The sequence below is a fragment of the Loigolactobacillus backii genome (assembly GCF_001663675.1).
GTDB lineage: Bacteria > Bacillota > Bacilli > Lactobacillales > Lactobacillaceae > Loigolactobacillus > Loigolactobacillus backii.
The window spans coordinates 80048-93667 of record NZ_CP014873.1; the positions used below are offsets into that span (position 1 = coordinate 80048).

A 13620-nucleotide genomic window follows, 5' to 3' on the forward strand; every position below is an offset into this window, starting at 1 on the left:
TACTTCGGTCCACCTTCAAATAGTCGCCTAAACATCGAAAAAATGGTGCTTTTTTTCATTTTTAAAGTGATCGTTACTAAAAATTAAGGTCAACTGTCTTTTCTTTCCGGCCTTTTTTGGGTAGAATAGGGAAAGTTACTGGTCACTATCATAGGAGGGACGACCACATGAAAAATCGTAACCGCATTTTAGCGGTGAGCTTAGTTGTCGTTATTTTACTTGGCATTTATATTGTCAAAGGAATGCAGTACCGCAATACTTTTCTACCGCGAACTAGTGTCGCTGGCTTAAGTATTGGCGGTAAAACAACAACGCAGGCTAACACAGCACTTAAAGAACATTTTCATAATCAAAGTTTTACTTTTATGGATGGTACTAAAAAAGTTGGATCATTTAAAGGTAAGGACGCCGGGGTAACACCAAACTTCAAGGACAGCTTAACAACATTACAGGCTAGCCAAAATCCTTGGCTGTGGCCACTACACCTCCTCACTGGTGGTAACGTCAGTGCCGATCAAAGTCTGGATTTAAATAATCAGACTTTTAACCAATTTTTTAATACAACTAACGAACAGTTAAACAAAGGGCGTAAAGCGAGTCAAGATGCAACCGTTGCTAAACGCAGCAATGGCTTTGTTGTCACTAAGGCCGTTTATGGTAATCAATTAGATAGTGCCAAATTAAAGACGAGTATTAAAACTAGTTTGACTAGCGGTAATACAACGGTGCAACTTAAGAATGATTACAGCAAACCAACCGTTACTGGTTCGGCAACCCAATTAAAGACCGCAAAAGCCAAATTGGAAAAGATTCATGCCGAAAAGATTACTTACAAAATTAATGGTAAAACACTGCAAGTCCCAGCAGCAACGATCTACGATTGGGAAACCTATAACAACGGTAAAATTGCTGTAGATACCGCTAAAGTTAAACAATACGTGGTTGGGCTAAATAATCGCTACGCCACTTACAATAAATCAATCGAATTCAATAGTACCAAGCAAGGCAAGGTTAAAGTGCCTGCCGGTAACTATGGCTGGAGTATTAAGACCAGCAGTGAGTCTGCGGCCCTAGCTAGTGAAGTTTTGAAAGAAAAAGATTTCACCCGCGAACCCGTGACGGTTGGGATTGGTTACGGTAAGGATGGCATCGGTAATACTTACGTTGAGGTTGATAAATCTGCGCAACACATGTGGGTTTATAAAAACGGTAAATCGGTATTAGATACTGATGTCGTGACTGGTAAACCTGGCCAAGATACGCCATCTGGAGTTTACTTTGTTTGGAATAAGCAGCGTAATACTAAATTGACCGGTAAAAATGATAATGGCTCAGCTTACTCTTCAGCCGTTAGTTACTGGATGCCGGTTGACTATACCGGTGTCGGAATCCACGATGCCTCGTGGCAACCAACATTTGGTGGCGATTGGTACAAAACACACGGTTCCCATGGCTGCGTTAACACGCCGCCAACAACAATGGCAAAAGTTTACGCCGATGTTGCTTTAGATACACCAGTGATTATTTTCTAATAAAAATCACCTAAACCAGTCAATGAAGTTTCACAAAAAAATGGCAGTAATGACTATCAGATTCAATTAGTCTTTACTGCCACTTTTTATGGCCTAAAATCACGTTTTCCTTAAAATGGCGCCGTTCGACCACACTAATAATCGTTAATTCATTTTGCCAAGGCCCACTGCTAAACAAATAATTAATTTGGTTAAGACTTTCTTTCGTGAAAAATTTATGGCATTCACTAATAAACATCACTATACTCAATATAGAAAAAAGCTAAGGAGGAGTCGAAGCAATGCTTGTCTACTTGTACCGCAAAAATAAGTCTCCGGGTCAAATCAGTGCACATTTAAACGCCGCACAAAAAGATTTGAATTAACTCGGAGGATTATTTGATGAAAGATGATGGATTAGAATTAGCGGGTAACCGCAATTTTATTAAGTGGCCAGTTGTTGCCCTTATGGATTTCGTAACCGTTATCGGTTTCGACGATATTATTTATAATTTTCAAAATCAAGGTCTTGGTGTTGTTACATCATGGATCGTTATGCTATTTATTTACGTGCTTCCCTACTCACTAATGGTTGGTCACTTGGGCTCGGTCTTCAGTCAAGAAGGTGGCGGTTTAACTTCGTGGGTTCGGGGAACGAGCGGTGACAAAGTTGGTTACTTCGCTGCTTGGTTCTATTGGGTTGTTGGATTACCATACATTGTCGACGTCGCCAATTCCGTGGTTGTTGCCTTTGGTTGGCTAATCAGCGGTAACGGTAACCTTGAAGCGTACATGTCAAAAGCGATGTTTGGTATTTTAACCACTGCTATTTTTATCGGTTTTATTTTCTTTGAGCATTTATTCAAAAACAAATCGCTGGAAATTATGAGTGTCATCGGTGGTGGTGCAATGTTTCTGATGACGGTCCTATTTGTTGTTATGACCATCACTTCCTTAGTTAAGGGATTCCACATTGCAACCCAACCGTTCACGCTAAAGGCCTTCTTGCCTAAAATTGATGGCCATTTTCTGACGACGCTAGGTTTACTAATTTTTGCCATGAACGGTTCTGAGCTGGCCGCGCCTTACGTTACCGATATGAAAAATCCGCGCAAAGATTTCCCAAAGGCAATGATTATGATCGCAATCATGACCGCCTTTCTAACCGTTTTTGGTTCTTTTTCACTAGGTGTTTTCTTCAACGCGCACCACTTACCCAACGATCTCAAAATGAACGGTTCCTATTACGCCTTTCTTGCTCTAGGCCGCCAATTTGGCTGGGGTAAGATTTTGATGTATGTCTTTGCGGTTACGCAAGCAATCTATATGTGTGCCCAATTGGCGATCTTACTGGATGCTGGCACACGAGTCTTTCTTGGTGACATCAGCAAAAAATACATGCCTAAGCAATTATCTAAACTTAATGCGGACGGGCTTCCGATCAATGGTTACTGGATGACCACCGCAATTTGTGCCATTATTATGTTTCTTGGTGGCTTGCTCCCCCAAATCAACGATATTTTCAATTGGTTATTGAACCTTAACGGGATCGTTTCGCCCTTTGCAACTTGCTTCTTATTTTGGGCCTTTATGATGGTTCGCCGGCACAGCGATCGCTACCCAACGCCAGCCTATACTTACATTAAAAACGATCACCTTGCCTTTATCGTTGGTGCTTGGATGTTTTTCATCACTTTCTTTGCTGCCGTGGCCGCGTTTTTCCCGACGGATGCTAAACCAGGGACAGCACTCTACGCCGATACCTTAATTATGAATGTCTTAGTCACACTGGGCCTGTGTGCGATTGGTCTAGTTATGCCCATCATTGCTCGCCGGCAGCGCAATAATAATGGTGCCGCCTATACAATTGGTCAATGGCTCATTATTTCACTCATTATTATCATCGGTATCATACTTAGTTACACGATCTCACGGGTTACCGGTATTGCCCTATTACTCCGCCTACTCTACATTTTAATCGTTGATGCCCTATTAATTTCCTGCCTCACTTTTGTTGGCAGAAAAACTCGTGCCTAGTGCATCGTAGCACTCATATTTAAAACCATTAGTTAATTTTCAGAACGCCAAAACTTAACTGGAACAAGCCATAATAGATCAGATTCCATTCCGGTGCGCGAGGACGTAACGCGTGGCGGGTTGGCGAGCTAACTTTTACCAAATAAAGGCAAAGCGGGGGTAAAAGTTAGCTCGCCAAGCCCGCATGATTCTACTTCACAATAGTGGGTGAATTTCGAAACGAAAATCTTAGATATTGCGGACGATGACCATTCAACTAAGGCATAAAACACCAAGTTGAAACATGGCTCCAAATGGCCCAAATCGCCATTAAGAATCACCGACACAGCCGGTCCTCGCGCCCCAAAATGAAATCTGGCCGCAGTAGCACATTTAAAAATTATTTGTTTCTCTGGCAGTTATATCAACCCGTTATTGTGTTGCAAGTCAGTGAAAACTGCCCTTGTCAATGTTATGGCTAATTAAGACCACCGATAAGTTGCACAGCATTAAGGCTGTGGTTCCCACTCAATGGTACTAACTAAACAATTAAATTGGTCAATAATCATGGCTCAACCACTGCCAAGGTGAAATGGAGGCGCTGGCGTATCAGCTGTGTCGAAGGTACTTGATGACCGAATTGTGGTCATTTAGTACCTTGCGTGATTGACAAGATCCATTTTCTTTTCCGTTGGGGTTTAATCGGAAAGAAAATTAGCTTGTCAACGCGCCACGCGTTCCATACGCCAGCGCCGGAATGGAACCTAACTAAATCTGAGCAAGTGCAATTCAGTGGCCAAGCAGCATAAACATTATTTTTAATAGCAATATAATTCAATTTAAATATGAACGCTACACGGCATTAGATCGTGTTCGGAAAATACCTTTACCAGTATTTTCCTGATTAATTTGGCGCAACCGTATTTGAAAAAGAGGCCAGGATAAAAGTCCTGGTCTCTTTCTATTTCTAATCATCATTCTCATAAATTAAGCCTTAACTTGTAACGCAAGTAGCTGCTTGTCCAAACCAGCGCGGTCAACACCCGCTTGTAGGCTAACCGCGGCGGTATGTGCGCCTTCAACTAATGCGACATCATATAAATGAATTGGTTTGGCGCTAAAAGCACTGGCCAATTCTACATTACGTCGGGCGCTCCCAAAATCATAAAAGGCCAATAACTCCGTTGCTTCATTCGTGTTTACCGCTAATTGAACTTGACTCATGCTAGTCCCAATTTGACCCATGCTATTACCACCGGCAAACGTCACCGGCACATTTTTGGCAATATGCCGCAACAACCGCGCTAATCCCTCGGCCATCTCTGGTGTATGGGTGACAATAATAATCCCTAAACTCATTTTTCTTACCTCGTCTTCAAATTGACTTCAATAGTCTAAGTATTACTGAGTCACCCTAAAAATTCAACTATTTTTCCGATAAATCTGAAATTATGGTAAAACCGCTTTAGAAGTGATTCAAACTAATATTAGTCTATGCTACTTCAGATCTTTTTAGAATTAATTCAGTATGTGTTTAAAAAACGGCCTAACGGGAAAATATGATTAAAATAATTTTCAATCTTATTCGTGCTTAAAAATTGCTTTTACGGCCATTTTGATCTGACCACATTCCCACGGCCAGTTAGTAACCACGCCTAATTTAGGCTTGGCCAGTTAATTAAAATATGGTATGATTGTCTCATTAAATTTTAATTAAAGGGAGCTGGGGTTTTAAATGCAACAGAAGGAGAATGTTCAACTCAATCGTTCACTTGGCCTTTGGTCGGCACTAGCGCTTGTTATTGGGACAGTTATTGGTTCAGGTATCTTTTTTAAACAAGCGAGTGTTCTATCATTGGCCGGATCCACAACCACAGCACTCTGGGCCTGGTTTCTCGGTGGCGTCATTACGCTAACGGCTGGGCTAACGATTGCTGAAATTGGCGCCCAAATGCCACATACAGGTGGCCTATACGTTTACATGGAAAAAATGTACGGCAAATTATGGGGTTTTCTTTCTGGCTGGATGCAAATTATCGTTTATGGTCCAGCTATGATTGCCTCATTAGCTGCTTACCTAGCAATTTTATTGACTGATTTCTTCCACCTTAGCAGTAATTTACGCATTCCGTTGGCGTTGCTGGCAATCCTATTTATCGGCCTAATTAACTTTCTATCCAATCGTTTTGGAGCAACGATTCAGATCTTAACAACATTAGGTAAATTACTTCCAGTTGCTGCCATTATTATTTTTGGTCTTTTATTCGGTGATCATGCTGCACTTAATCAAACAGTCACAACGGCCAGCAGTAGTTCCAACGGTAGCTTTGGTGTTGCCATCTTAGCAACACTCTTTGCTTATGATGGGTGGATCTTAATTGCTAATATGGGTGGTGAAATTAAGAATCCGAAAAAAATGTTACCCCGGGCCATTTCTTTTGGAATCATCCTAGTCCTTGTCTGTTACATGTTAGTAACTCTGGGGGTTTTTCGGACAATGCCCGCGCAACGTATCGTCAACCTTGGTCAAAATGCAACGCCTGCCTTTGCAGTAACAGCGTTTGGTGATATTGGCGGTAAACTACTCAATATTGGGGTTATTATTTCAATCTTAGGTTGTATGAACGGAAAAGTCATGACCTTTCCACGGATTATGTACGCCATGGCAAAAAATCACGAAATTCCCTTTTCTAAAACCTTAAGCTACTTACACCCAAAGACCCGGGCACCATTATTTTCAACAACAGCAATTATGTTAATTGCCGGAATTATGGTTATCTTTTTCAACCCTGATCGGCTATCCGAAATTTGTATTTTTACCGTTTACGTCTTTTACGTAATGGCCTTCGTGGGTCTCTTTCTATTACGCCGACGTAACCCTAATCAAAAACGGGCATTTAACGTGCCACTTTATCCATTAACTCCTATCGTCGCCATTGCTGGTGTCCTATTTGTTATTATTAGTGAAATCCAATCGGATATTGTTGGTGTTGGCGTTTCGTTCATCTTCGTTGTCATTGGCATTCCGATCTATTACTACGAAAAGGCGCAAGAACGCAAAGAACTGAAAAAATAAACTAGAGCGTGTTTGAAAAAGCGACCAGATTCTGCTTCGCAATTAAGGATTATTAACATAGACCACTAATAATCCTGAGGCTCCATCCGTTATCCAATTCATTCAACTACTACTTCGCAATTACGGTTAGTTATTTGCAAAAATCGCAAATAACTTATGATGCTTCGAATGTTGTCTATTCTTGTGGCAAAAACATGGCATCCGCAGAAATCTGTTTTTCCAAACACGACCAAGTTCCAAAACACTCGTTAAATTTACCAGACAAACAATCTAAGATTAGTTCTGATGTTAATCGATGAAAATCGATTAATATCAGAACTTTTTTTGGTTACACTGAGAGTGAAGCTAAGGTCGAACATACTCCCTGGGACTTCGAGTCCGTAATTTAAAAAGACCTCCATCACTTTCAACGCACAAATATGATTTAAGCTTGAGGACCCTCGAGGCCGTGTTTAGGAAATGATATAACACGTTGAACGTGATAGAAATAGCTTCATCATTTTTGGAAGGAAGCGATATTTTGTCTGATGTTATCGCGTTGGATGTTTCAAAGAATCATAGCTACATTGTTTGGTATCAAGGCAGACGCTGTTTACGTGAATTCGATTGTTCACATAATCAAGTTGGCTTCCAACAGCTTAAAAAGGTTGCGGCTTCGGCTGATAATCCTGTGTTTTATTTTGAGGCCACTGGTGTTTATTCGCGGCCGGTGGCTCGTTTTTGCCAAGATAATCATTTCCCCTATGTTCAACTAAATCCACTAGAGGTCCACCTACGATCTGAAAATCTGCGCCGAGTTAAAACGGATCAACTAGACGCCCATAAAATTGCCCAGACAGTGATGGATAATAACTTTCGCCTGACTGGTACGTGGTCAAAAAACTATCGCCAATTACGCGAACTAGCGAGGTTTTATGGCCAAATTATTGCTGAAATTAAATTGAAACAGGTGAGACTTTATACAGCGTTGGATCAGACCTTTCCTGAGGAGGAACAGCTATTTAAAAACCGGGTTTCAAAGCTGGCCCTAAATGTTATTTCTTTGTTCCCGCACCCTGATTTTCTTCAAGGCCTATCGCAAACGCGTCTAAAGAATAAATTGATGGCCCAAACCGCTAAAAAATTATCGAAAACCAAAGGCTTGAAGTATGCCAAAAAATTACTTGAATTCGCTCAACATAGTTATCCAGCCACTGATGCAGATAGTATTCAAGTTCAAGAAGTTCAGTACTATTGTTGCCAACTAATTGATTTGACCAAGAAAAAAAATTTTTGATTACTCAGATGGAAGCCTTAGCACAACCAATTCCAGCCTACAAAATTTACATTTCAATGCCGGGAATTGGTCCGCTATCGGCAGCACAGCTACTCGGCGAGTTAGGTGATATTACTAGATTCGATAATGCTAATCAGCTGAACGCCTACATTGGTATTGATTTAAATCGTTATCAATCCGGACGATATCAGCGTCAAGATCACATTAATAAGCGTGGTAATCCTCACGGTAGAGCGTTGGTCTACCTGATTGTGCGTAATATGATTCGATTACAGGCGACAGCACCTAACCACATTGTCGATTACTACTACAAATTAAAAAAGCGACCCCTCCCGAAACGAGATAAGGTCGCAACTGTTGCCTGTATGAACAGGACATTAAAGTGTCTCTATGCCATGGTAATGGCGGACACTAAGTACGTCTATGCGTACACGGACTCGAAGTCCCAATAAAAATCCGGAGTTAAGTCACTCCATAACTGCATGATAGTTCATTCTTCAATATTTTTAAAGCATAATATTGAGGCTTATTTAGTCTATTCAAATTTTTACGTTGTTCGTTGATTCCTAACACGGTTAGAGTCAAACGACAATTCAAAATCAAAATCCTAGAATCTAGTGCTTGACTAAGCGTAGGAACACGGTTAGAGTCAAACGACAATTCAAAATCAAAATCCTAGAATCTAGTGCTTGACTAAGCGTAGGAATAGGGAGTGTGACAAAAGTCGGTTTTGGGTTTACTGCGTAACGTAAGCTAATCCAATAACCGTACTATGGTTATTGAATTAGCTGTAGTTAGGCACGTAAATTCAGGCTTTTGGCGCACGTTCTAGAGCAATGTTCGGAAACAGTAAGAGGCTAGGACTTTTTGTCCCAGCCTCAGACAAAAATAACGGTTAAGCCTAAATTGGCCTAACCGTTATTTATTTTCCTAAATTCAATTGCCACTTAAATCAAATCTAATTTAAGCACTCAATCGTTTCTCTAGTACCCGTGACAACAAGGACAACGCGTAACAAACGATAAAGTACAAAACAGCCAAAGCCAAGAACATCGGCAAGACATAATTAGAGTTTTGTCCGTAGATAATCTGGGCGTGGTACATCAACTCTGGTAACATAATGATCGTTGCCAGTGATGTATCCTTGATTAACGAAACAAACTGACTAACTAACGGTGGAATCATCTTTCTAATTGCTTGTGGTAAGATAATATGCCACATTGCTTGAACATAGGTCATTCCGTTACTCCGAGCGGCCTCCATCTGTCCTGCATCAACGGCAACAATCCCACTGCGGATGATCTCGGCGACCATTGCCGACTCAAACACCGTCATTGCTAAAATTGCAGCCGGAATAACTTCTGGCTTAAAGCCTAAATTTGGCAATCCAAAATAAGTGAAAAATAAGATCAATAGTAATGGCAAATTACGAATAATATCAATCACAAACCCAATAATTGCCGAGACGTATTTGATTTTAACATAGCGTAAAATACCAAGTAACCCGCCAATAATGAAACTAAAAATAATTGAAAGTACTGAAACTTCTACTGTGACCCAGAGTCCCTCAAGAAGGTAGCGGATATTGAGCCATGAATAAGCTTGGATAAAGTTATGCATTTACAATTCCTCCTTCAACTAGGCCAACCGTTTTTCAAGATAACGCATGAAGTAACTTAACGGTAAAGTCAAAATTAAGTACATTAAACCAACCGCCAAGTATGTGTCCGACGTATTAAACGTCGTTGCTGCCACAACATTGCCTTGGTACATCAAATCAAAACCAGCAACAAAGGCTAATACAGACGAATTCTTCACTAAATTAATGAACTGATTGCCCAGCGGTGGAATCGTGATCTTAATTGCCTGCGGAAAAATAATCTGAACCATTGCCTGAGTGTAAGTAAGACCAGTTGAACGGGCAGCTTCCATCTGTCCAGTATCAACGGCCTCAATTCCAGCCCGAACGGTTTCCGCAATAAATGCCGATGTGTAAATTGTTAAACCAATTGTACCGGCAGTAAATCCGTTTACTTTAGCAATAAACATGGGAATAACCACGTAAAAGAACATCGTAACAACCAACAATGGAATATTCCGAAAAACCTCAACGTAAACCCGGCCAATAAATTTAACCCATCGATGCGAACTGATTTCCATAAAGGCAAAGAGTGTCCCTAAAATCAAACTACCCACCAAAGCTAATAAACTTGAACCTAGGGTAGATAGTAAGCCTGACCATAATTCCGGCCAATAACGAACCAAAATATTAATCATACCTAATTACCCCCTTCTTCAAAGCCTTGGACATTGCCGAACCATTTATTAACAATCTTCTGGTATTCACCAGTCTTTTTCATCTGCTTAACCGCAGCATTAACTTTGCGTAAAAATGGTTTTTGACCCTTGTTAACGGCAATGCCGTATGGTTCCTTGGTAAAAGCACCACCAGCAACAACGTAATTAGGGTCTTCCACGGACATCCCGTAAAGAATCCCATTATCCGTTGTTAAGGCAACCCCTTGACCAGATTTCAACGCAGTAAAGGCCTGGGCGTAATCAGATAACTCCAAGATATTTGCTTTTGGTGCGTACTTTCTAACGTTTTGAACTGAATTTGAGCCTTGAACACCTAAAATTTGGGCGCCCTTATAGTTTAAATCACGGATGTTCTTAATTGAACTACCTTTTTTGACCAGAATGGCTTGGCCAGCGTGAAAATATGGTTCTGAGAAATCGACGACCTTTGCACGATCTGGCGTAATCGTCATTGTCGCGATCAAAGCATCGACATTCCCATTCTTTAATAACGGAATCCGGGTATTACTCGTTACCTGAACAAGCTTGGCCTTACCATCCTTACCCAGGATTTGTTTAGTAATCGCCCTGGCCATATCAATATCAAAACCTTGAACTTTACCATTTTTAATATTCATTAAACCAAATAAACGTGTATCTGCCTTAACGCCCCAAGTAATCGTTTTACTTTGACGATCATTTGTTAACACGTCTTGTTGCGACAAACTCTTTTTACCGCACCCACTTAAAATTAAAACCAAACTAAACAGGAAGGCAATCGGTAAAAGATAACGGACAAACTTTTTCATTGTCCCTCGCCTCCTTAGTGGTTAATAATCTTACTTAAGAACTGCCGTGCCCGTTCTTCTTTTGGATGAGCAAAGAAGGATTTAGTATCATCATCTTCCAAAACTTCACCATCAGCCATAAAGATCAGCCGGTTAGCAACTTCCTGCGCGAAGCCCATTTCGTGGGTAACGACAACCATGGTCATCCCTTCATGGGCAACCTTTTTCATAACATCCAGCACATCACCGATCATTTCTGGATCAAGCGCGGAAGTTGGTTCATCAAATAATAGTGCCTGTGGCTTCATTGCTAAACTACGCGCAATCGCAACTCGCTGCTCTTGCCCACCAGACAACATACTTGGTAATGACTCGGCCTTATCAGCCAGTCCAACCAAATCAAGCAGATCCATGGCCTCTTTTTTACTCTGCTCTTCATTTTCTTTTAAAACTAGCCGCGGTCCCAAAGTAACATTTTCTAGTACCGATTTATTAGCGTACAAATTAAAGTGCTGAAAAACCATTCCGACATCCCGCCGAATCTTGTTCATATTGGTCTTTTTATCTGCAATATCAAAATTATTAATCACTAATTTTCCTGAAGAAATTGTGTTTAATCCATTAATAGAGCGGAGCAACGTACTCTTGCCCGAACCTGATGGCCCGATAATCACGACAACCTCGCCTTTATCAATTGTAAGGTTGATGTTCTTTAAGGCGTGAAAATCGCCGAAGTACTTTTCAACGTTGTGAAATTCAATCATTGACATAAAAATTTCCCTCCAAACTAAACTCACCGAGCACGGCTAGGTAAAGTGTATTCTTCCGTCATTAGGGAGTGTTCAGCAAATACTCTCACTAGTATTTACCTCACTAGTTTAGCGTAACTGTGTTTGAAAAACAGATTCCTGCGGTGTCCGCGCCGAACTTAGTCGCGGACAGTTACGGACTTTATAGCTGTGATCCTTAAACTTTGCCACAAGAATGGCCATCGTTCGTAGCATCAAGATTATTAGCGTTTTAGGCCGCGACCCAGGTTTCGGTTTATCCTAGTCCGATCGCCAGCGGCAGCGAAGCCAGTAATAATCATCAATTACAGAGTAGAATCTGAACACTTTTCCAAACACTCCCTAGATTCTAAGAATCCTTTGAACCAGAAAGTGATCTCCTAGCAGTACTCAAATAACAAAGACCCAACCTTTTTAAATATAGTTAAAAGCCAAAGTTACATTTCAATTTTAATTTATTTTTAATCTCAGCGCAAATTAAATTGGCTTACTTTAGTGTAATAATTGTCATATTTGAGCAAAATGAGAAAAATCTTATTTTTCAAGAATTAAAGAAGCTGTGTTTTAGCATAATCAAGCGCTTAACTAATTGAATAGATATTTTTTATTAAAGTGCCACTAAACCAAATGGCCATTCATTTAACTCAGTGCTGGTTTTTTATTAAAATTAATAAAAGAAGGAGTGCACGAAAGTTGGTTTTGGGTTTAGTAGGCTAATCCAGACTTTTGGCCCACGTTCTAGAGTAATAAAAGAAATGGAAGTAGCTAGCTCTTTTGCCCTAGTCGCTTCCATTTCCTTTATTACTTAATATTACACGTATCCAATTTATATCTGGCATCTGGGTGCTCTTCCAAACACGCCCTATTCCACTGGATGTGTTGCCTGACCACCTTCGATAATCTTTTTGGCATCATCCAAACTAATATCGACCATATTTTGAACCGCAACGTTAGTGTAAAAACCAATATGGGGCGTTAAAATCACGTTAGGCATCTTCTGCAATTCAACAAATTGCTGATTTTTAATCGTTTTACCAGTTAAATCAAAGTTATTAAATTCTTGCTCACCTTCAATTGCGTCAATCGCAACCCCAGCCAACTGCTTTTCTTTTAAAGCCGTAACTAAGGCCTTTGTATCGATCACTGGCCCACGAGAAGCATTAATCAAAACAGCACTAGGCTTCATTAACTGAAATTCCGCCGTACTTAATAAGTGTGTTGAGCTAGGATTTAAATCTGGATGCAAATCAACGACATCGGCCTTTTTTAATAGTGTTTCCTTATCAACGTAGGTCAAAACATCCTTTAAATCATCATTTTCAACCAGATCATTTGCCAGCACTGTGGCTCCTAAGGCGTGGAACAGTCGGGCAGCAGTTCCACCAATTCGGCCAGCACCAATAATACCGATTGTTAACGTGTGGATTTCGTGGGCAATCAAACCGCCCCAACGGAAATCTTGGTGGGCGCCTCGAGCATCGAATAATTCTAGATTGCGAATTAAACGGAAAGTTTGGGCCAACGAATATTCAGCGACAGAACGTGGTGAGTAAGCAGGAACATTGGTCACGATTAAATCATTAGCCTTGGCGGCCGGTAAATCAACCACGTCGTAACCGGCACTACGTAAGCCAAGTTGTTTAATGCCGTATTCGTGTAACTTTTGGTAAACGACAGCACTGTCAATTGCCGCGTGCTGCACAATAACAACACCATCGTAGCCTTGCGCTAATCCAACTGTTTGACTGCTCATGTCTTCCTGGTTGGTGGCCACAGTGACTTGGTTGCGTTTGGCCCAAGCATTAATTGCGGGCATCTCATCATCACGAACGCTGTACATTAATATTTTCATTATTATCTTCTCCTA

At 40.8% G+C, this 13620-nt stretch carries 9 protein-coding genes and 1 pseudogene; 4 read left to right on the forward strand and 6 right to left on the reverse strand.

Translation table 11 applies throughout. The features are described 5' to 3' along the window. Positions 1-167 precede the first annotated feature (167 nt). Together AYR53_RS00335 and AYR53_RS00340 are read left to right on the forward strand one after the other, a co-directional pair. Positions 168-1532: a L,D-transpeptidase family protein gene (locus AYR53_RS00335; RefSeq protein WP_068222727.1), complete on the forward strand. Its 1365-nt coding sequence runs from the start codon at positions 168-170 to the stop codon at positions 1530-1532. 381 nt (positions 1533-1913) lie between these two features. Further along, on the forward strand, positions 1914-3548 hold the full coding sequence (locus tag AYR53_RS00340; RefSeq protein WP_068222724.1) for an APC family permease: 1635 nt from the start codon (positions 1914-1916) through the stop codon (positions 3546-3548). 966 nt (positions 3549-4514) lie between these two features. Here the strand turns inward: AYR53_RS00340 and AYR53_RS00345 are convergent. Continuing rightward, on the reverse strand, positions 4515-4886 hold the full coding sequence (locus AYR53_RS00345; RefSeq protein WP_068222721.1) for a PTS sugar transporter subunit IIA domain-containing protein: 372 nt from the start codon (positions 4884-4886) through the stop codon (positions 4515-4517). Positions 4887-5262: 376 nt separating this feature from the next. Here AYR53_RS00345 and AYR53_RS00350 point away from each other — a divergent pair, with 376 nt between their 5' ends. Both AYR53_RS00350 and AYR53_RS00355 read left to right on the forward strand, forming a co-directional pair. After that, positions 5263-6603, forward strand: a complete 1341-nt coding sequence (locus AYR53_RS00350) for an APC family permease (protein ID WP_068279987.1) — start codon at positions 5263-5265, stop codon at positions 6601-6603. A gap of 520 nt (positions 6604-7123) precedes the next feature. Next, positions 7124-8331: pseudogene (locus AYR53_RS00355) on the forward strand (IS110 family RNA-guided transposase). Positions 8332-8842: 511 nt separating this feature from the next. Here AYR53_RS00355 and AYR53_RS00360 read toward each other — a convergent pair. The 5 genes from AYR53_RS00360 to AYR53_RS00380 form a co-directional block, all read right to left on the reverse strand. Then, a complete protein-coding gene (locus AYR53_RS00360) occupies positions 8843-9499 on the reverse strand; it encodes an amino acid ABC transporter permease (RefSeq protein WP_068222715.1) in 657 nt (218 codons plus the stop codon). Between the two features lie 18 nt (positions 9500-9517). Further along, positions 9518-10156 carry an amino acid ABC transporter permease gene (locus tag AYR53_RS00365; RefSeq protein WP_068222713.1) on the reverse strand — a complete coding sequence of 213 codons (639 nt, stop codon included), beginning with the start codon at positions 10154-10156 and terminating at the stop codon, positions 9518-9520. Between the two features lie 2 nt (positions 10157-10158). Further along, a complete protein-coding gene (locus tag AYR53_RS00370) occupies positions 10159-10986 on the reverse strand; it encodes a transporter substrate-binding domain-containing protein (RefSeq protein ID WP_068222710.1) in 828 nt (275 codons plus the stop codon). 14 nt (positions 10987-11000) lie between these two features. Beyond that, complete coding sequence (locus AYR53_RS00375; protein WP_100071502.1) at positions 11001-11735, reverse strand: amino acid ABC transporter ATP-binding protein; 735 nt, start codon at positions 11733-11735, stop codon at positions 11001-11003. An 880-nt stretch (positions 11736-12615) separates the two neighbouring features. Continuing rightward, the gene (locus tag AYR53_RS00380) at positions 12616-13605 is read right to left on the reverse strand and encodes a D-2-hydroxyacid dehydrogenase (RefSeq protein WP_068279985.1); all 990 of its coding nucleotides are present in this window, start codon (positions 13603-13605) and stop codon (positions 12616-12618) included. Positions 13606-13620 lie beyond the last annotated feature (15 nt).